Annotated in this window: 20 protein-coding genes; 6 read left to right on the top strand and 14 right to left on the bottom strand. The window is 61.6% G+C overall.

The window, feature by feature from the left end; genetic code table 11:
• Nucleotides 1-67: 67 nt before the first annotated feature.
• Together FO013_RS04445 and FO013_RS04440 are read right to left on the bottom strand one after the other, a co-directional pair.
• Nucleotides 68-901, bottom strand: a complete 834-nt coding sequence (locus tag FO013_RS04445) for a thioesterase family protein (protein WP_143921340.1) — start codon at nt 899-901, stop codon at nt 68-70.
• 36 nt (nt 902-937) lie between these two features.
• Nucleotides 938-1,183: a hypothetical protein gene (locus tag FO013_RS04440; protein ID WP_260847991.1), complete on the bottom strand. Its 246-nt coding sequence runs from the start codon at nt 1,181-1,183 to the stop codon at nt 938-940.
• Nucleotides 1,184-1,201: 18 nt separating this feature from the next.
• Between FO013_RS04440 and FO013_RS04435 the strand changes: the two genes are divergently transcribed.
• Complete coding sequence (locus tag FO013_RS04435) at nt 1,202-1,525, top strand: hypothetical protein (RefSeq protein ID WP_143921339.1); 324 nt, start codon at nt 1,202-1,204, stop codon at nt 1,523-1,525.
• A 38-nt stretch (nt 1,526-1,563) separates the two neighbouring features.
• Here the strand turns inward: FO013_RS04435 and FO013_RS04430 are convergent, their stop codons facing one another.
• Complete coding sequence (locus FO013_RS04430) at nt 1,564-3,825, bottom strand: LPXTG cell wall anchor domain-containing protein (RefSeq protein ID WP_143921338.1); 2,262 nt, start codon at nt 3,823-3,825, stop codon at nt 1,564-1,566.
• Between the two features lie 288 nt (nt 3,826-4,113).
• A complete protein-coding gene (locus FO013_RS04425; protein ID WP_143921337.1) occupies nt 4,114-6,015 on the bottom strand; it encodes an LPXTG cell wall anchor domain-containing protein in 1,902 nt (633 codons plus the stop codon).
• Nucleotides 6,016-6,260: 245 nt separating this feature from the next.
• Between FO013_RS04425 and FO013_RS04420 the strand changes: the two genes are divergently transcribed.
• Genes FO013_RS04420 through FO013_RS04410 form a run of 3 tightly spaced genes read left to right on the top strand, consistent with a single transcriptional unit; the run spans nt 6,261 to nt 8,173 of the window.
• The gene (locus FO013_RS04420) at nt 6,261-6,725 is read left to right on the top strand and encodes an META domain-containing protein (protein WP_143921336.1); all 465 of its coding nucleotides are present in this window, start codon (nt 6,261-6,263) and stop codon (nt 6,723-6,725) included.
• Nucleotides 6,722-7,042 (top strand): META domain-containing protein, encoded by a 321-nt coding sequence (locus FO013_RS04415; RefSeq protein ID WP_143921335.1) that lies wholly within the window; start codon nt 6,722-6,724, stop codon nt 7,040-7,042. The genes FO013_RS04420 and FO013_RS04415 overlap by 4 nt, the downstream gene beginning before the upstream one ends.
• Nucleotides 7,043-8,173 (top strand): DUF808 domain-containing protein, encoded by a 1,131-nt coding sequence (locus FO013_RS04410; protein WP_260847990.1) that lies wholly within the window; start codon nt 7,043-7,045, stop codon nt 8,171-8,173.
• Between the two features lie 173 nt (nt 8,174-8,346).
• On the opposite strand, the gene FO013_RS04405 is transcribed toward FO013_RS04410, so the two are convergent.
• The 7 genes from FO013_RS04405 to FO013_RS04375 form a co-directional block, all read right to left on the bottom strand.
• Nucleotides 8,347-9,225 carry an ABC transporter ATP-binding protein gene (locus FO013_RS04405; RefSeq protein WP_143921334.1) on the bottom strand — a complete coding sequence of 293 codons (879 nt, stop codon included), beginning with the start codon at nt 9,223-9,225 and terminating at the stop codon, nt 8,347-8,349.
• Nucleotides 9,222-10,328 carry a FecCD family ABC transporter permease gene (locus FO013_RS04400; protein ID WP_143921333.1) on the bottom strand — a complete coding sequence of 369 codons (1,107 nt, stop codon included), beginning with the start codon at nt 10,326-10,328 and terminating at the stop codon, nt 9,222-9,224. The genes FO013_RS04405 and FO013_RS04400 overlap by 4 nt, the downstream gene beginning before the upstream one ends.
• A complete protein-coding gene (locus FO013_RS04395) occupies nt 10,325-11,392 on the bottom strand; it encodes an iron chelate uptake ABC transporter family permease subunit (protein WP_186292982.1) in 1,068 nt (355 codons plus the stop codon). Before FO013_RS04395 ends, FO013_RS04400 begins: the two co-directional genes overlap by 4 nt.
• A gap of 85 nt (nt 11,393-11,477) precedes the next feature.
• A complete protein-coding gene (locus tag FO013_RS04390; protein ID WP_143921332.1) occupies nt 11,478-11,972 on the bottom strand; it encodes a SufE family protein in 495 nt (164 codons plus the stop codon).
• Nucleotides 11,972-12,880 (bottom strand): sulfurtransferase, encoded by a 909-nt coding sequence (locus FO013_RS04385; protein ID WP_143921331.1) that lies wholly within the window; start codon nt 12,878-12,880, stop codon nt 11,972-11,974. Before FO013_RS04385 ends, FO013_RS04390 begins: the two co-directional genes overlap by 1 nt.
• 150 nt (nt 12,881-13,030) lie before the next feature.
• Nucleotides 13,031-13,819 carry an alpha/beta fold hydrolase gene (locus FO013_RS04380; RefSeq protein ID WP_143921330.1) on the bottom strand — a complete coding sequence of 263 codons (789 nt, stop codon included), beginning with the start codon at nt 13,817-13,819 and terminating at the stop codon, nt 13,031-13,033.
• A gap of 31 nt (nt 13,820-13,850) precedes the next feature.
• Nucleotides 13,851-14,345, bottom strand: coding sequence for an SRPBCC domain-containing protein (locus FO013_RS04375; RefSeq protein WP_143921329.1), 495 nt, complete (start codon nt 14,343-14,345; stop codon nt 13,851-13,853).
• Nucleotides 14,346-14,406: 61 nt separating this feature from the next.
• On the opposite strand from FO013_RS04375, the gene FO013_RS04370 reads away from it, so the two are divergent.
• Entirely contained in the window at nt 14,407-14,865 is a 459-nt protein-coding gene (locus FO013_RS04370; protein WP_143921328.1) for an NUDIX hydrolase, read from the top strand.
• 47 nt (nt 14,866-14,912) lie between these two features.
• Here FO013_RS04370 and FO013_RS04365 read toward each other — a convergent pair whose 3' ends face one another.
• Together FO013_RS04365 and FO013_RS04360 are read right to left on the bottom strand one after the other, a co-directional pair.
• Complete coding sequence (locus tag FO013_RS04365) at nt 14,913-15,869, bottom strand: iron-siderophore ABC transporter substrate-binding protein (protein WP_143921327.1); 957 nt, start codon at nt 15,867-15,869, stop codon at nt 14,913-14,915.
• A 33-nt stretch (nt 15,870-15,902) separates the two neighbouring features.
• Nucleotides 15,903-16,904, bottom strand: coding sequence for a helix-turn-helix transcriptional regulator (locus FO013_RS04360; RefSeq protein WP_143921326.1), 1,002 nt, complete (start codon nt 16,902-16,904; stop codon nt 15,903-15,905).
• Nucleotides 16,905-16,958: 54 nt separating this feature from the next.
• Here FO013_RS04360 and FO013_RS04355 point away from each other — a divergent pair, with 54 nt between their 5' ends.
• Nucleotides 16,959-18,272 carry an FAD-binding oxidoreductase gene (locus tag FO013_RS04355; protein ID WP_143921325.1) on the top strand — a complete coding sequence of 438 codons (1,314 nt, stop codon included), beginning with the start codon at nt 16,959-16,961 and terminating at the stop codon, nt 18,270-18,272.
• Here the strand turns inward: FO013_RS04355 and FO013_RS04350 are convergent.
• The gene (locus FO013_RS04350; RefSeq protein WP_143921324.1) at nt 18,247-19,737 is read right to left on the bottom strand and encodes an amino acid permease; all 1,491 of its coding nucleotides are present in this window, start codon (nt 19,735-19,737) and stop codon (nt 18,247-18,249) included. The two genes, FO013_RS04355 and FO013_RS04350, sit on opposite strands and share 26 nt — an antisense overlap.
• Nucleotides 19,738-19,795: the final 58 nt, after the last annotated feature.

Here is a 19,795-nt window from a genome sequence, read left to right as displayed (position 1 = left end):
TCTATTTGACCTCACACTCTAGACGCAGGCTCTGACTCGGCGCGGGACTCCCGACATACTTCAGCTCTCAACCTCGCGGCTGTCGTGCCAGTTGCCGGGACTGTGCGACCAATCGGCCAGCGGAGTCCCAGAGCTCACAATCCTCTTCGAACATGCCGCCGGCGATATTGCGCGTGTACAGCTTCGCTCTGATCCAGCCTGGTGCTGGAACGGCACGCAGATGGGCCGTGAGCTCCATGGTCGGAGCCCAGTTGAAGCGGCCCAGATCGAACATCACCGGTGGGAACGCATCAAGGAATGCCAATAGCGCCAGTGAGTCTGGTTCGGCTCCGTCAGCCAAGCGGATCCAACCCTGGAGCAGACCGCGGCCACTGGGTCGACCAGCTGCGAAGCCGGCGGTCTCTGGATCGAGTCTCATATCGTAGCGTTTGACTAAAGGAGCTGACTTGATGAAGTCTCCGGGCGCCTCGGCGACTCTGATGCACTGATCCGGGTCCGGCAGCTCTGGCGGGCTAGCTGTGGTCGCGACGTCGTCGGGCAGAGCAGCGAGGTTGCCCATCGTCGCCAGGGCGGTGATCGTCGGTGCGTCATTCTGGGACAGATCGACGGCGAAGGTGGCACTGGATCGGCCCTCGCGGATGAGTCGCGTCGCGATGTCGGCTCGGCCACCCTGGCTCGGGCCCAGGTAATAGGTCGAGAGCACCAATGAGTCAGGAGCCTTCGGGCTGTTGTTCCGCAGTGCCTGCGCGACGATGCTGAGGAGATATCCTCCGTTGACCGCGCCGGCGACACTCCACTCTCCGTCGAGCTCAGCGCTGAAGCTGGTGTCCGACTCGCGTTTGACTGCAATGGCGGAGGCGAACTCGCCCAGGGGAGATTCACCCGGATTCTTTTGACTCATGTGACACACATTACCAAGGACTGAACAATCGTCCGGTCAGTGCCGTTTGTTGACCTGTCGTTCATTGCCGCGGCGGTAGTTCCCGGTGACACGCGCAAGCAGCTGCTGGTCGGACTCGTCGCTGGCACCAAGCTTGGGTATCAATGCAGACGCCTTCTTGCCGCCAAGCTCCATCACGGTTCGACCGTTGCGCGCAATGATGAGCATGCCCGATTTCGTGATCCGGTAGTCGAATGGGTCATCATCGAGGCTCAACGCTCCCACTCCCCCGTCATCGTGCATCCGGTCAGCCTGGTAACCATGAGCATAACCTTGTCACGCCTCGATCCCAACGGTGCCGATCGTTCCGGACTCATCGATTGCTTCACCAACAATGATTTTCCCTCCCACGTTCGCCCGCTGCCATGGACTGCTGCCGGGGTCGAAGAGCGCATTGATTCGAGTACTCTTCGCAGTGATGACTACGACACTTTCTGGCTCCACCATGAACAGTTGGGCAACCTCGGCATAGTGCGGCTCGACGACAATACTCGCGATGACAATATCGCTATGCGTAACCTTTACACCGTAGTTCTGAGCATGGAAAGAGTGCCCCTGATCGGAAGACCAGGGGCACTCTTATGAACTCTCAGACGATCATTGGCTGATCGAGTGAGCTATGTTCAGTTCTTCTTGTTCCGACGCATAGTCAGAACGACTGCAGCTCCACCAACAACGAGGAGTCCGGCACCGGCAGCGAGGCCGGTCAGTTCAGCACCGGTGCGAGGCAGATCGGATCCACCGTCTCCACCGTCACCGTCGTCGCTTCCGCCGCCGTTGCCGTCTTCGTCGGCAACAACGCTGAACGAGCCGGCAAGTGCCTTCTCATCATCCGTGTCATTTGCTCCGGTCACCTGCACGTCGTACTTGCCCAGGTAGGCCGAAGGATCGGATGCGTTGGTTCCGTAGATCGAGAAGGCGGCGACGCCGTCCTCGTTCGCGGTCTCGTCGAGAGTGATGCCCTCAACGTTCTCTGGACCGGCAACGACCTCGAGAGAGACGTTTTCGCCCTCTTCGAAGCCCTCGACCGTGATCTGCACGCCCTTGTCCTTCTTCACGAAGTCAGAGGCAGCAACTTCCTTAGGCTCGATGGAGATCTTGCGCTCGGCCGGAGCCTCGCCGTCCTTCGATCCGTCGGAATCAGCGTTGGATTCTGCATTCTTAGCGTCTGCAGCTGCACCAGCGTCTGCTTCCGCGCCATCGGCGGCGGAGTCAGCGTTAGCGTCGTCGCCTTCAGAGGCAGAGTCAGCGTCTGCGTTGTCGCCATCGGCAGCAGCAGCGGCATCTGCTTCGTCTGCAGCTTCTTCCACGGTGACGGTGAACTCGGTTGGATCCGAAGTTCCTGCGTCAGTGGTGGCGGTAGCGGTGTAGGTGTACGTACCGGCCTCTGAAGGAGCTTCTGCCGTGAAATTGCCCTCGGCATCAGCTGTGACGGTAACCGAATCCTGTGCTTCGGCCTGAGCCTTGACAGCGGACTGTTCACCGGTGGCAGAAGCTGGCTTCCAGTCCAGCTTGACCTTGGCATTGGCCTCAGTCTTACCCGTGATCTGTCCGCCTTCTTCGACGGTCTGATCTCCAACCTTCGGGGCTTCAGGAGTGTCCGAGCCATCGGCGTCGGCGTTTGCGTCGTCACCTTCGGCACCTGCGTCAGCGTCGGCATCCTTCGCGTCGGCACCTGCGTCAGCGTCAGCATCCTTCGCATCGGCACCTGCGTCAGCGTCAGCATCCTTCGCGTCAGCACCAGCGTCTGCGTTCGCATCGTCGTCGCCTGGAGGCTCTTCGTTCGGATCAGTCAGCTGGAAGTCGACGCCAGAGGTCTCAAGCGAGTAGTCGAGGTCGGCAACCCAGCCGAGCTGCTGGCCCTCGTAAGGACCGCCACCGGAGATCACACCAACTGCAGTGTCCCCCTGGAACACGCCTCCACCGGAGTCACCTGGCTGCGAGAACGGATCAGACTGCTCTGAAAGCACAGCGAAACCGTGAACCCACCGGCCACCGACGCTCTGGAAATCAAACTGTTCGTTGTATTCACCAAAAACGTCACCCTCAGTCAGCCCAGTCGTACGTCCGGACTTCGAGACGGTGCCTTCAGTGTGAGCGCCTACGCCCTTGATGGCTGAAACGCTAGTCGAAAGGTCGTCAGCGTCAGCCGCCTCCTTTGACCAATCGGCGACGCCATTCTTAACATTGTACTTAGATTCGTCGACATTGATCACAGCAAAGTCAATGTCATCTGACTTTGGCTCGGGCCAATTGGGTTCTTCGCCGGGAGTTGGCGCTTCCAGAACGTCGCTGCCGAACTTGGTGTAACCCCAGTCGCCGAGCGGTCCAATTCCCTTGGGCTCGTAACCCCGTTCTCCACCATTGGCGGGAGCGCTTGAGGGCTTTTCAGTGTCCTTGAGCACCACCTTGCCGGTGGTTTCATTGCTGTCCTTGTCGATATCCTCAGCGCAGTGACCTGCTGTCAGAATAATCTGATTACCCGAGGCGTCCCAGCCGGCAATTCCGGTGGAGCAGGAACCAGAATAACCGGGTTGACTTGGAATGTCCGAGAGGTATCCGGTTCCACCGACAACGTCGTTGTTCGCATGGGGTTTGATGTCTCCAGCAGCCTCGAGAATATTGACATTCTCGTACTTGTCGGCGAACGCTTGGGCTCCGTCCGACTCAGGTTCGGCGACTCCGATGTTCAGCTCAGTACCTCGCACGCCATAGGCGTTGACGCCTCCGACGCTGTTCAGAGCCCTCTGAACCTGCTTCTCGTTCTGCACATCCAGTTTCTGCGGGCTGTCGGCCAGCGCAGGGGACGCGACGAACGCACTGCCGAGACCGAGCGCCGCCGCGGCGGTCAGTGCCAGCGAACTCTGCACGAATTTCTTCTGCATACGTTTCCGTTTCTCTTATCAGGAGCTTGCAATATCACAGCTTGATGACCTTGGTCACGATAAGGTTACGACCTGCATACAGCGACTACCAAGAAAGTAGACCACAAACTGTGAACTAAATGAACGAAACAACAGATGTTGCTGAAATGACTTGCTGAGCCACTGAGCGGCTCGTTCTTCCCAGAAATTCCTCGGTTTGGTCACAGACACAAGAGCGCCCCCGGTCCGCAGACCGGGGGCGCTCGAGTGAACTCTCAGACGATCATGTGCTGACCGTGTGAGTCATAATCAGTTCTTCTTGTTCCGACGCATCGTCAGAACAACTGCAGCTCCACCAACAACGAGGAGTCCGGCACCGGCAGCAAGGCCGGTCAGTTCAGCGCCGGTGCGAGGCAGATCAGATCCACCGTCACCATTGCCGTCGTCATCCTTGTTGCCGTCATCGCCGCCGTCGTTTCCGCCGCCGTTGCCTTCTTCATCTTCGACAACGTTGAAGGAACCGGCAAGAGCCTTCTCTTCATCGGTGTCGTTGGCTCCGGTAACGTTCACGTCGTACTTGCCGAGGTAGACCGAAGGGTCGGCTTCGCTTGTGCCGTAGATCGAGAAGGCAGCTGCACCGTTCTCATTCGCGGTCTCATCGAGAGTGATGCCTTCGACGTTCTCAGGACCGGAAGCGACTTTCAGTGTCACCTTCTCGCCCTCGTCGAAGCCCTTGACCGTGACTGTCACGCCTTTGTCTTCCTTCACGAAGTCAGAAGCGACGATTTCCTTGGGGTCAACGTTGATCTCGCGCTCGACTGGAGCAGGAGTCTCGGTCTCTTCCTCTTCAACTGTGACCTGGAATTCGGCAGGCTTGGATTCCTGTCCGTCAACCGTAGCAACAGCGGTGTAGTCGTAGTCGCCTGCAGCCTCAGGACCTTCAACTGTGAAGTTGCCGTCTTCGTCGGCCTTCACTGTTTCGGAACCTTCTTTGGCGGCCTGGGTGCCCTTGGCGGGCGCCCAGTCGAGCTTGACCTCGGCACCGGCCGCGGCCTTGCCCTTAACGTCGCCGTTGGGCTCGATCGTCTGGTCCTTGACCTCTGGGGCTGCTGGAGCCTCAGGTGTCTCTTCGCCTGGCTTCTCGACCTGGAAGTCGACACCGGACTGCTCGAGCGAGTAGTCGAGGTCGGCCACCCAACCGAACTGGGAACCATCAGCTGCAGGTCCGCCACCGGAGATGACGCCGACTGCAGTGTCGCCCTGGAAGACGGCGCCACCGGAGTCACCCGGCTGCGAGAACGGATCGGACTCTGGTGAAGTCACACCGAAGCCGTGAACCCAACGTCCGCCCACGTTCGAGTACTCAAATGGGTACTCTTCGAACGGAATGACGTCGCCTTCGGTCAGACCGGTCGTACGGCCCGACTTCTCAACGGTGGTCTCTTCGTGTGCACCAACGCCGGTGATGTCTGTGGCGAGGCTCGTCGACAGATCGTCGGAGTCTGCGCTCGTCCAGTCGGTGACGCCGTTCTTAACGTTGTACTTTTCCTCGTCAACGTTGATGACGGCGAAGTCAATGTCGGTGGGCTTCGGCTCGGTCCAGTCATCGCTGGGCCCCTCAAGCAGGTCGCCGCTGCCGTAGCTGTGGTAGCCCCACTCGCCCACGGTGCCGATTCCGGAAGGCTGGAATCCTTCGCCGCCATTGGCTTCTGCGATTGAAGGCTTCTCAGTGTCGCCGACCTTGGTGTCGCCGTTGATCTCGCCGGTGCTTTCGATGACCTTCGAGCAGTGTCCTGCGGTCAGCACGACGGGGTTGCCCTCGCCGTCCCAGCCGGAGAATCCGGTGGAGCAAACGCCGTTGCCTGCAGGCGAGTTGGCCAGGTAGCCGGCGCCGCCGACGAGGTCCTTCTTTGCGTAAGGCTTCAGTTCCTTGATGCCGTCCACAACGTTGATGTTGTTGAACTTCTTCTCAAGGTCCTTGATTTCGTCGGTCTTCTTCTCAACGCCGAGGTTGAGCTGGCCGTCGGCCTCACCGTAGGCGTTGACGCCCGAAAGGCCGGACAGTGCCTTCTGCACCTGCGCGTCGTTCTGCACATCCAGCTTCTGCGGGGCGTTGTCGGCCATGGCAGGGGATGCGACGAACGCACTGCCGAGACCGAGCGCCGCTGCGGCGGTCAGTGCCAGCGAACTCTGCACGAGTTTCTTCTGCATACTCTTTGGTTCCCTTGATCGGATTCACTGTTGCGTTTGCCTGTGCCCTCTTCGACCCGCAGCTCAACAATCGCGCGGACGTTTCTGAGAACAGTCTTTCAACCACATGAAAGATTACGGTTTGGCAACGATGAGACGCAAGCACCATGCGTGTTGATGGTGAACACAACTTACAAAACCTGAATTGACACCCAACTCGCCATATTCTCCATGATGCGCTCAAAGCTGGCCGTTATGATCGGTGCATGCTCAACCTCACTGACAACAGACCTTCAGCTGCGTTCAGACGTGTGATCGGAGTTGCTGTTCTCGGCCTCATCCTGCCCCTTGCCGCGTGCGGGACAGGCTCCGATCCCAGCGAACCGACCAGCTCCGCACCCACAGAATCCAACACACCCTCGGATTCGGCCGACTCTGGGGCCCTTGATCCCTCCGGAAAATGGACCTCTCCTGAAGCCGGAGATCCGTATCTCGAGTTCTCCGACGACGGACAGGTAGAGGGAACCGATGGCTGCAATGCAATCAAGACAACGTGGGAAGTCGATGGGGACAAAATCCTCATCTCCTCATTCACCACGACCCAGAAAGCATGTGCCGGCGTGGACACGTGGTTGTCCAAAGCATCGTCGGCAACTGTCGAAGGCAACGTCATGAAGATCGCCGACGCCAGCGGGAAGGTCGTCGGAGGACTGGAGAAAGAGGACAAATGACCAATTCAGTCAATGGTAAGTGGATCAGCTCGAAGCCAGGGTCGTCAGCGTTTCTGGATATTGCAGCTGACGGCTCCCTGAGCGGCAGCGATGGCGCCAATCGTATTTCAACGACGTGGACCAGCGATGGTTCCGGCGCGAAGGTCGAATCGTTCCTCACGACCCAACGCGCGATGCAGGGAATGGAGACATGGGTGGCTCGCGCCCGACGGGTCGAAGCCGACGGCGACCAACTCAATGTCTTCGACCAAAAAGGCAACCACCTCGGCGCGATGACTCGAGTCGCCGCTTCAGACGAACCCGACGAAGGACGTTAAATGGCCGGCGGTCTGTTCGCACTCCTCGATGACGTAGCGGCACTCGTCAAACTCTCGGCAGCGAGCCTCGACGATGTCGCAGCAGGTGCATCCCGGGCGGGAATGAAGGCCGCCGGCGTAGTCGTCGACGATGCTGCGGTGACTCCGAAATTCGTTGAAGGGGTCAATCCTAAACGGGAACTGCCGATCATCAAGCGCATCGCCTTCGGTTCGCTGATCAACAAGATGCTCATCATCCTGCCGATCATCCTGCTGCTCAGCGAATTCCTCCCCTGGCTGCTGACTCCCCTACTGATGGTGGGCGGTACCTACCTGTGCTTCGAGGGTGCGGAGAAGATCTTCGAGAAGTTCGGGTGGGTCGAGCACCATGAAGAGCCGAAGAAGGAATCCAAGCACGGTAAGAAGGGTGACGGCGACGCCGAGAAGAAGATCGTGCGTTCGGCCATCACCACTGACTTCGTGCTCAGCTGCGAAATCATGGTCATCGCCCTCAACGAGGTGGCCAGCGAGGACCTGCTCCCTCGAGCCATCATCCTCGTCGTCGTGGCCCTGGCGATCACCGTCGGTGTCTACGGTTCTGTGGCCCTCATCGTCAAGATGGACGACATCGGCCTGCACATGGCACAGAAGGAGAAGGCGAGCACGCAGAAGTTCGGCCGGTTCCTCGTCAAGGCGATGCCCAAGCTCCTCGGTGGCCTGTCAGTCATCGGCACCTTCGCCATGCTGTGGGTCGGCGGACATATCATCCTCGTCGGCACAGACGAGCTCGGATTCCATGCCCTCTACGATTTCGTCCACCACCTCGAGGAGCCAGTGGCCGCGATCGCCGGAGTCGGCGGAATTCTCGGGTGGTTGGTCAACACGTTCTTCTCACTCATCCTCGGCGCCGTCTGGGGAGGAATCGTGGCCGGTATCGCCATCGGCTTCACCGCTTTGCTCAAGTCGGGGAACAAGAACGGCAAGGACACCGACACTGTCCAGAAGGACGACGAGATGCCTGTTGAGAAGGCTCCTGCAGATGACTCAGCAGACCCATCCTCGATCGCGGACACGTCCTCAACGCCCGATCACGGAGCAGGCCCTAAGCCGAACTACGCACCGGGACAGAGCAAAGGTCCGTTCGAAAGCTGAGTCCTATTTCCTCAGCACGTCTTTCCTCAGCACGTCCTGAAAGCCGCTGTCGTTGATGAGCCAGTCGCGAGAGGCTGAACTTGCCCCATAGGCAGAGGCCGTGAGGTCAACCTCGACGAACTTTCGGTCGGACCGAGCGTGTGTCGGACAGCGGCTTCGACAGGTGTTGCGGCTCAGCGGTCTGCGAAGGTCTTCTTCGGTTTGCCGGGAACGATCATGGGTGCACCGGTGACAGGATCATCGACGACGGTGCAGTCGATGCCGAAGACCTGGTGAACGAGCTCTGTCGTGATGATCTCTGCTGGTGCGCCCTGGGCCACGATCGTGCCGTTCTTCATCGCGATGATCTCATCGGCGTAGCGGCAGGCCTGGTTGAGGTCATGGAGGACGGCGACAAAGGTGTGGCCGTGTTCGTGATTCAGTTGAGCGAACAGGTCGAGAAGGTCGATCTGGAAGGCCAGATCAAGGAACGTCGTGGGCTCGTCGAGGAGCATCAGCGGCGTCTCCTGGGCCAGGACCATCGCGACCCAGACCCGTTGCCGCTGGCCCCCGGAGAGCTCGTCGACCTGGCGGGAGGAGAGTTCTTCTGTATTCGTTGCACGCAGTGCTGTCAGCACGGCGACCTCATCCTGTTCGGTCCACTGCTTGAGGAACGACTGATGCGGGTGACGTCCGCGAGCCACGAGCTCTGCCACAGTGATGCCGTCGGGTGCGATCGAGGTCTGTGGGAGGAGCCCCAAGCGCTTGGCGATCTGCTTCGTCTTCAGCTTGGCGATGTTTCCGCCGTCGAGAAGCACCGTGCCCTTCGTCGGAGCCATCAGCCTGGCCAGTGCCCGCAGCAGGGTCGACTTGCCGCAGGCGTTGGGGCCGACGATGACGGTGAACTTGCCCGGTGCGATCTCCACGTCGAGGTCGGCGATGACGTGCCGCTGGTCGTAGGCGAGATCGAGATCGCGGGCTGCCAGCGGAGCCGGGGCCGAAGCTGCTGTGTCCGTCGACGTCGTGTCGGTCGTGTCCGGCGTCGTATCAGTCGTATCAGGTGTGATGCTCATTGTGCCTTCCGAGCTTCTTGGATGAGGAGCCAGATCAGGTAGATGCCGCCGATGCACACGGTGACGACTCCGACGGGAAGTTGGGTCTCACCCAGGGCGTGTTGGGCGATGAGGTCCGCAGCGACGAGCAGAAGCGCTCCGACTGCCGCAGCTGAGAGCAGGCTGGTGCCCTGGGACTTCGCGATTCTGCGCCCGATCTGCGGGGCGGCCAGTGCGACGAAGGCTATCGGTCCCGCGGCGGCGGTGACGACGGCGACGAGGGCCACGGCCACCAGAATGAGACCAGCGCGGACCGGTTCATTGCGCACGCCGAGCGCCTTGGCGGTGTCATCACCGAGCTCCAAGGTTCCCAGACCACGTGAGAAGAGCCCGCAGCCCAGCCCCAACAGCACCGTGCCGATGGCGGCCGGAAGCAGGGTCGACCAGCCCATGCCGTTGAGTGTTCCAGCACCCCACGTGGCTGCGGCCATGGCGAGGTCGAGGTCAGCGCGCATGATCAGCCAGGTGTTGAAGGCGTTGAGCATAGCGGTCAGGGCGATGCCGACGATGATGAGTCGGAAGCCTTGGACGCCGCCCTTCCAGGTCAGAAGGTAGACCACGATGGCGGTGAGCAGCCCACCGATGATCGCGCCGAAGGCTGTGGAGATGAAGCTGGAGCCGAAGACGATGATGGTGACGATGCCGCCGGTGTATGCACCGGTGGAGAAGCCGATGATGTCGGGGCTGCCCAGCGGATTGCGGGTCAGTGATTGGAACACCGCGCCAGAGATGCCCAGACCGGCGCCGAGGACGATTCCGGCGATGATGCGCGGTGCCCGCCATTCGGCGACGACGGTGTTGACGATGCGCCTGTCGGCCTGGCCGAACAGCCCCTGGAAGACTTCGCCGGGTGTCAATGAGAACTCGCCGAGCAGCAGCCCCAGGAATCCACAGCCCAGGGCCAGGAGAATGACGCTGCCGGCTGTGACGACGACGCGCAGATCGATGCGGAAGCCGAAGGCTCGCAGCATGGGGCGACCGAAGTTGATCCGCTCCCCCGGCAGAACGCGGTGTCCTGGAACGAGTACGGGGGCGTCACCGATCGATGAGTTCGATGTCTTCACAGTCCGCTCGCCTTCTTTCTGCGAACGAGAGCGATGAGCACCGGTGCGCCGACGAAGGCGGTGACGACACCGACCTGGAGTTCGCCCGGTTTCATCACCACGCGTCCGAGCACATCGGAGACGAGGAGCAGGATGGGCGAGAGGATGACGGAGTAGCTTAAGATCCATCGCTGGTCGGGGCCGACGATCCAGCGGGCAATGTGGGGAATCATGAGTCCGATGAAGCCGATGGGCCCGGCGGCAGCGGTGGCACCGCCTGCGAGGAGGGTGACGGCGAGAATGGTGATGATGCGGGTGCGGTTGACCGAGGTGCCGAGGCTGGCGGCCAGATCGTCGCCGAGTGCCACCGCGTTGAGCGAGTGGGCCAAGAACAAGGCGAGTACGATGCCGACGATGATGAATGGGGCGACTGCGGAGACCGTGTCGAACCCGCGGCCGGCGATGGCTCCGACGTCCCAGGCGCGGAAGGCGTCGAAGGCTCGTTCGTTCGTGAGCAGGATTCCCTTGGTCAGCCCGGTCAGCACTGCGGCGACCGCGACTCCGGCCAAGGTCAGGCGGATCGGATCGACGCTGTGGTTCCTGCCCGAGGAACCGATGATGTACACGCCGGTCGTGGCCAAGAGGGCACCGAGGAAGGCGAACCAGATGTAGCCGTTGATCGACGTGATTCCGAAGAACCCGATGCCGACGGCCACTGCGAAGGAGGCCCCGGCGTTGACGCCGAGGATGCCCGGATCGGCAAGAGGGTTGCGGGTCAGCGCCTGGATGAGCCCGCCGGCCAATCCCAGCCCCATGCCGACGAGGATGCCGAGCACGGTCCGCGGGTAGCGCAGTTCGAGGACGACCAGCTGGTCATCGCTGCCGCTGGGGTTGAAGAACGCTCCGAGAACCTCCGAGATCGGCATGTCCCGGGTACCGATGGCCAGCGATGCCAGCACCACGACGATCAACGCCAGAATCGCGACGACGAGGCCGACGGTCCTTTTGACCTTCAGCGCCCGGTTCGCCTTCTGACCGTTCGCCTCAGACGGATTCGCCGAGGCGGTGGTGGCGAGACCGGTCATCGGAGGGTTCCTTAGCATCGACTAATTAAGGGCAGGCTAACCACAATCTAGTCGATAACTTCGGCTCGTCCAAACAATTTTCCGATCACTGACCTGTGATCTTGCCGATCCTCTCGGACGTCTGACGTTGAATCCGAGACAGCATCCCGCTCATCCCCCGCAGTCGCAACGGGCTCACGATCTCCGTCATCGACAGCCGCAGAGGCAGGTCGGACGGAATGGACAGGACCACCTCGGCGGTCTGGCCATTGAGACCTTCGTGGAGGATCCCGGCGAAGCCACGGGTCGTCGGCGCCTCAGGGGGCGCAGAGAAATGAAGCTTCACGATAGCGTCATCGCCCTGTTCGGGGTTCTCGACCTCGGTGACGAGGAAGATCGGAGACTGGCATTCGGGCACCGGCTCGAGCAGTTCGGGATGATCGGTGTAGCGCTGCGGCAGCTCAGGCAGCTCCGAGGCGAATTCGAGCAGCAGCTGCAGCCGATCACCGGATTCGGTCTCGGCGAAGTCCTCGACGATCTCGACCAAGCTCTCCGGCAGATCGGAATTGTCGGCCATCGCGACGTCTGTGTCGGCAGTCATCAGCGGCTGGGCACCTCGCCGGCCTCTGACCCGGTGACGATGGGAACGCCGACGACATTGCCCCATTCGGTCCAGGAACCGTCGTAGTTGCGGACGTTGCTGTAGCCCAGCAGATGCTGAAGCACGAACCAGGTGTGGCTGGAACGCTCGCCGATGCGGCAGTAGGCGATGACTTCATCGGCGGTGCCGAGCCCGGCTTCGTCGGCGTAGATGGCCTTGAGCTCCTCGGCTGATTTGAAGGTGCCGTCTTCGTTTGCGGCCTTCGCCCATGGCACCGACGCTGCAGTGGGGATGTGTCCTCCGCGCAGTGCGCCCTCTTCGGGGTAAGCGGGCATATGGGTGCGCTCTCCGCTGTATTCCTCGGGGCTGCGCACATCGATGAGGGGACGCGTGCCCAGGCTGTCTCTGACCTCGGGCAGGAAGGCACGCAGAGTTGAGTCGTCACGGTCGATGACCGGGTATTCGGTCGGTTCCCGGCGCGGCTTCTCGGTGGACAGTTCGCGTTCCTCGGCCTGCCACTTGGAACGGCCGCCATCCATGAGTCGGACGTCAACGTGTCCGAACAGCGAGAAGACCCACAGAGCGTAGGCGGCCCACCAGTTGGATTTGTCGCCGTAGAAGACGATCGTGTCCTCGCGTGAGATGCCCTTCGCGGACATGAGGGCGGCAAAGCCTTCACCGTCGACGTAGTCACGTGTCACGGTGTCGTTGAGTTCGGTGTGCCAGTCGACCTTCACCGCGCCGGGGATGTGCCCGGTCTCGTAGAGCAGGACGTCCTCGTCGCTTTCGACGATAACCAGTCCGGGTTCACCGGCATGCTCGGCCACCCATTCGGTGCTGACCAGTCGTGATCCGTCTGCGTACTCGGCGAATTTGGCCGTGGTATCGGCCGGGCTCGCTGTGCTCACTCGTTCCTCCTCGTGAAGATTGTGATGGTGTGGCTCTTTGGACCTCTGTGTGGCTCAACGCCACTGCCCACCAGCATATTCCTTAGCAAGGGTGCTCCGATCCCGGGGTGTTGCAGATGAGATCGGGGCACACCAGGTGAGCTTGCGGCGTCACCTGCGTGCGAGGAATGCCTGCAGGGACGAGATGAACGTCTGCGGCTTCTCTGAGTGGACCCAGTGGCCTGATCCCTTGACGGTGAGCAGGGTCGTGCGGGGGAAGAGGGAGCGCATGAGGGGCAGATCCTCGCGGGAGACGTAGTCCGATGTCTCACCGGCAATCCAGAGCATCGGACCGTCGAAGGTCGCCTCCCCCATCTCGGGGAAGTCTCCGATCGCGGGCAGGCTCTCATTGAGCAGGGTGAGGTTGGGTTGCCAGGCGTACCCCGCCGAGGTGGGGCGCAGGTTCTGCAGGAGGAATCCCCTGATCGTGTCCTCTGGGATCTTCTCCTGCAGGGCTTCATCCGCAGCGGTGCGCGACTCGATCTCGTTGAGATCGAGTTCGGCGAGGCTCGAGAGCAGATGTTCGAAGACGCCGAGGGACCCGCCTGCCGTGGGAGCGATGTCGACGACGACGAGGTGGTCGATGAGTTCCGGGTGGCGCAGGGCCAGGATCATGGCGACCTTGCCGCCCAGGGAATGACCGACCAGGTGCACCGGCAGATCATCGGGATCGGTCACCTCGGTGATCATCGCGGCCACGGAGTCGGCCATGCCCACGTAGCTGAAGTCCTCGGTCCAATTCGAATCACCGTGGTTGGGCAGGTCGACGAGGAGGCTCGAGTAGTCGGACTCGAGGCCTTTGGCGATGGAGGTGAAGTTCTTGCCGCGGCCGAAGAGTCCGTGGAGGAACACGATGCGCTCACCGGTGCTGCCGATGAGTCTGCTGGCGATATCAGTCACGCTTCCAGCCTACCCGGCAGGTCTCACCAGGTCATCTGTGCTCAAAAGCCGCCTGCTCCAAGGCCTGCAGCGACCGGTCGAGATAGTCGGGGCTGACGACGGGGAAGCCGCCGAATGCATCTCGGATCTCTTGTGTTGTGCGTGACCAGTCGTAGGTCAGTTTCACCTCGGTGCCGGTGTCCTTCTCTTCGAGGTCGTAGCGCCAGCGCCAGCCACCGGGGGCCACGTGACCGCTCTCATCGGCTTGACCGGGATCCCAAGCGATCGCGTGATCAGGTTCGAACGTTGTCACGGTGTTGTCCATCCGGTAGTCACCGTTGGCTCCATCGAAGTGCATATTCATGGAAAAGATCTGGCCGGTGGCCGTGATCGGGGTCGGATCGATGGCGTCTCGCACCCAGTCCGTGGGTTCGGTGTCCCGGTGCCGAGCCGGATCTGCAAGCACGGTGAAGATCGTATGGGCAGGGGCGTCGATCGTGCGGGTGGCGACGATGTGCTCGTTCGGGTCTTTCGGTCCTTCAGTCATCTGATCAGCCTATTCACCGGGCTGCGGCATGGGAAGAGATACTCACAGGTAGGCTGAGTCCATGCACTTCTCCGATTACGACACACGACTGGCCGGGTACGCGGTGATCGTCAACCAGGACCGGGAAATCCTTCTCAGCTGGTTCAACGGCGGCAGCGAACCAGCCCATGCGCTGTGGACTCTGCCCGGCGGTGGAATCGAGTTCCACGAGAGCATCGAGGCAGGCACGATCCGGGAGATCAAGGAGGAGACGGGCTTCGACGCCGAACTGATCCGTCCGCTGACGACACACACCTTCACTGAGAATCGCAGCAATTCCGCACGCCGCAGATCGGTCTCGCGTCCGTTCAAGGGAGTCCGCGTCGTCTATGAGGCCGACATCACCGGAGGCATGCTGGGGACTCTCGAGGTCGACGGCACCACGGACCGCGCCGAATGGCTGGCCATCGACTCTCTGGCAGACGTGCGGCACGCCCGCATCATCGACATCGGTCTTGACGCGTGGCGTGCCGCAGTGTGAGGAAGCGTGACGGCTTTGTGTGTGCGATAGCTGCTTGAGTGTGGCTGCTACTTCAGAGCATCCGCGACGAGCTCGGGCATCTTCTCTGCCGCATATGACGCGGAGAGGACCGAGTTCAACGCAAATGCCTGCCGGACGTCGTTGAGATCCTCAGTCAGCACCAGACTGTGCCCGTCCTCGACTGCCGGGATGCGCTTGAAGCCGGGGTCGTCGGTGACTTCGGAATCGGGGATGTAGATCGGGAAGGCAACGAGCAGGTCCGCGTCGAGATCGTCGAGCTTCTCCTCCGACACCGTGGCGGTGAAGCCCGAGGGTTTGAGGGCCGCGACCTTCTCCGACTGCTTGAACCCGAGATTTTCCATGAACTGGACCCGCTCCGACCCTTCGACGTAGGCTCCCCAGCCCTCGGAGGTCTTCGCGGCCACGCTCACGGACTTCCCGTCGAACTCCGGATGGGCCTCACGAGCGGCCCCGAACTCCTTGTCGAGGTCCGCGAGGAGCTCCTGCCCCTCGTCCTCTTTGCCCAGGGACTGGGACACCAGGTCGACCTGCTGGTCCATCGTGGTCAGGTAGTTGTCGCCGCCTTCGGGCGCACCCACAGTCGGAGCGATCTCCGAGAGACGGTCATAGCGTTCCTGTTCACCGGAGCTCTTCGTGTCGAGGATGAGGTCGGGCTCGAGCGCCGCGATCTTCTCGTAGTCTGGCTCCATCGTCGCGATGATCTCCGGGGCCTGGTCATAGAGGTCCTCGGCCCAGGGGCCGACGCCTTTGCCGCCGAACTCCACCCAGTCGGAGGCGCCGACCGGCTGCACGTCGAGCGCCAGCGCGGTTTCCGCATCGCCCCATCCCAGCGCCACGACCTTCTGAGGGTCCTTCGGGACCTCGACGGAGCCGAATTTGGTGTCGACGCTGATGCCGGAGGTCGTGTCACCAGTGTCTCCCCCACCGCCGCAGCCGGCGAGCACAAGGACAGAGGCAATCAGTGGAGCGAGAATTCGGCGCATGAGTTCCTTCTTAGGTAGTTAGGCGAGCCTAGCTTAACCCACAGTTCCCAGTCGCGCACGAATGGTTTGGAGCCGATTGAGCACTTCGTGGTCGGCGGCAATGTCGAAATCGGCATCAACGCTCAGCAATGCACACAGGTACTCGACGATGAGATCGAGCGAATCGGCGCTGAGACTCACCTCGCAGCGCTGGCATGCCAGTTCCTTCACGACCCCGAAGATGGTGCCGTGGTATTTCGACCTCAGCCGCTGGGCGGAGATCTCGAAAGTCACGGTGGCGTTGAATCGATAGTGCGCCTCGGCGAAGGACCGGGCCACAAAGGAGAAGGCGTCGAGCACTTGAGGCTCAAAACGTTCGTGTCTGTACTTGACCGAACTGATGCGTTCGACTCGGAACGACCGCCAATCGCGGCGATCGGAGTCGAAGGCGACCAGATACCAATACCCTGACATCGTAACGAGTTTGTGCGGTCTCACGCGCCGCAGGGTGCGGGCACCGTCGCGCTTGACGTGAATGAATGACAACGCCTGATGATCAGCGCACGCATCGGAGAGTTCGAGCAGCACATCGGTATCCGGAAGCATGGCCGCGCCATCGACGTCGGGGTCAGGTCCGGCCTCAATCGATTGGACCAGTCGGTGATATCGACGGCGGAGGCGCGCGGGCAGCATTCGTTCGAGCTTGATCCTCGCACTGTCGGTCGCCACCCGCACACCGTCCGAAACGGATTGTCCGCGCACCTGACGACTGGCGGTCGACAGACTCACTGCAATCGCCACGGCTTCCTCGTCATCGAATTGCAGGGGTGGCAGATTCGACGACTCCCCCAGGTTGTATCCCCCATCACGGCCGGTCCGACTGCGAACCGGATAGTCGAGAGACTTCAACCTCTCGATGTCTCTGCGCAGAGTACGAGGCTGCACACCCAAGCGTTCGCTCAGCTCCCCGGCCTGCCACCAACCTCGCGACTGGAGGAGCGAGAGGAGGCGCAGCAGCCTGCCTGGCATTTCGCTGCTCGGAGTTCGACTGGTCACAGATCAATTCTATTGTGGTCACGTTCGGGCCACAATGGATTCTACTGTGAAGGCATGACCTCGATCACAGGATTCCAACTCGACCATCCGCACTCCCCCAACCACATCGTCAGCCCCCTGACCGCTACCGAAGTGGCTGCTGCCGTACGCTCCGAGCTGAGCTCTCGTTCACCGCGGATCGCCGTGCAGTCGACCGGACACGGCCGAACTTCGGGGATGCGTTCGGGGACACTCATCGACACCTCGAGAATGAATGATGTCGCCATCGACCCCTCGGCACGCACAGTGACCGCCGGAGCCGGAGCCCGATTCTCGGAAGTGATGGCAGCCGCCGCGCCCCATGGGCTGGCCCCGTTGTCGGGAAGCTTCCCCGGCGTCGGCATTGCCGGGTACAGCCTGAGCGGCGGCGTTGGCCTTCTGTCACGAAAGTACGGGTTCGCTGCCGACAATGTTCTCAGCGCCGAAATCGTCACCCCGGATGGCGAGATCAGGATGGCATCCGCGCAGGAGAACCCGGAGTTGTTCTGGGCACTGCGCGGGGCAGGTTCGAATTTCGGCATCGTGACCTCTTTGACGATGAGGGTCTTCCCCATTGCAGAGGTGCTCGGTGGCTCCATCGAGATCGACCTGCGAGCATCTCCCCAGGCCGGCCAGGTGTGGCGGGAATGGGCGCTGAGGCAAGGTCGGGACATGATGACTGCCGCTGCCATCTACTCGGCTCCGACCACTGCCGCTGACCTGCCTGCCTTCCTGCGCGGAATCCATCAATTGCGGATTCAGATCGCATGGTCGGGCGAGACTGAACTCGGTCGAGCGCAGGTGGCACTCCTGGAGAGGGCACTGGTGGCTGCCGGGGCAGAATTCGCCTCGAGCATTGATGTCGTGCCCTTCGCGAGGACCGGCGAGATATTTGCCGAACCTGATGAGCCCCATTCATACGGCAGTGACGCATTCTTCCTGCCCGAGCTCGGCGAGCAGACGACAGCGAACCTCATTGCAGCGAGTTCCCCGGACCGGGTTCCCTGCTTCACCGTCATCGGTCTGCGCCTGCTCGGTGGCGCCATGGCCGAAGCACCCGAGATTGCAAACGCCCTCGGACATCGCGATGCCACTTGGCTGTTTTCGCTATTGTCGCCCTTGAACGAGTTCGAGGAGACTCCACTAGCCCATCACCTCACCATTGCCAGCGAGCTGGGTGCACCCGGGACAGGCGACGCGCCCCTGGGCCGCTCGCTCAATTTCACCTTCCGGTCCTTGACCGCCGAAGAGATCACGTCAGCGTTCGAGCCCGACGATCTGACACGGTTGCGTTCCCTACGGGATCATTTCGATCCGCGCAGGGTCATGCTGGCCCAGTTTGCGGTGTGATCGACAGTCCGTCGACGTCCATCTCCCCCAGACCCACCGTGCGTGAGCGACGTCCAGTGACCAGTCGGTGGATGAGCCACAGCAGCAGGAAAGCGGGCAGTCCGATGTAGGCGGAGGCAACTTCGAGGACCCGTCCCTCGACGATTGCTTGGACGTTCTGGCCGATGATGACGATGACCAGCATGACCAGTGCGATGATCGGTCCGATGGGGAACAGCGGAGCCCGATACGGCAGGTCCGCAAGATCTCGGCCCTGCTGAACGTAGGCACGGCGGAACCGGAAGTGACACCAGGCGATCCCGACCCAGACGATGAACCCGGAGAGCCCGGAGACGTTGATCAGCCACGTGTAGGCCCCACCGTCACCCATCACCTCGGAGAGGAATCCGAACAGACCGATGACCGCGGTGGCCAGGAGTGCCATGACGGGAACTCCGCGTTCGTTGAGTCGGGCGAACAGCCTCGGCGCGGTCCCCTCTTTGGCCATTGCATAGAGCATGCGGGTCGAGGCGTAGAGACCGGAGTTGCCGGCTGAGAGGATTGCGGTGAGGATGACGGCGTTCATCACGGATGCGGCCACGGCGATGCCGGCGCGCTCGAAGACAAGAGTGAAGGGCGAGGCCGTGACGTCCTCGTTGTTGGCGGAGGCCAGCAGCGAGGGGTCCGAATAGGGCAGGAGGAAGCCGATGATGATGATTGCGCCGATGTAGAAGAGCATGATGCGCCAGAACACGGTGCGGATGGCCCGGGGCATATCGCGGCGCGGGTTGGCTGACTCGCCTGCGGTCACACCGACGAGCTCCGTGCCCTGGAAGGAGAAGCCGGCGATCATGAACACGCTGATGATCGAGACCCAGCCACCCACGAATGGAGCTTCTCCTGCCGTCCAGTTGCTCATCCCCGGAGATTCGCCGCCGATGATGCCTGCGATCATGAGCACCCCGAGAAGGAGGAACGCGAGAACAGCGGTGACCTTGATGGCTGCGAACCAGAATTCACCTTCCCCGAATGCCTTGGCCGAGAGGAAGTTGAGCCCGGTGAGCAGGGCGAGGAAGATCGCGGCCCAGACCCAGGACGGCACGTCCGGCAGCCAGAAGGACATGATGACTCCGGCTGCGACGAGCTCCGCGGCGAGCGTGATCGCCCAGTTGAACCAGTAGTTCCACCCCATGGCGAATCCGAACGAGGGGCTGACGTACTTCGAGCCGTAGGTGTGGAACGATCCGGCCACGGGCAGGTGCGTCGACATCTCGCCCAGGGACTGCATGACGAAGAGGACCATGATGCCGATCGCAGCATAGGCCAGGAGTGCACCACCGGGTCCGGCCTGGGAGATCGTGCCGCCGGAGCCGAGGAAGAGTCCGGTGCCGATGGCACCGCCGATGGCGATCATCTGCAGGTGACGTGACTTCAGCCCCCGTTTGAGTTCGCGGTTCTCCCTCGCCGAGGCGGCTGTTTCGTTCATCGTGTCCCTTGACTGTCGTGCGACCGGTGTCCCGTTCGGGCCCCGGCCATTCTTACCA

It is taken from the genome of Brevibacterium aurantiacum (assembly GCF_007558825.1).
Classification (GTDB): domain Bacteria; phylum Actinomycetota; class Actinomycetes; order Actinomycetales; family Brevibacteriaceae; genus Brevibacterium; species Brevibacterium aurantiacum_A.
This window is presented reverse-complemented; position numbering and strand designations above follow the sequence as displayed.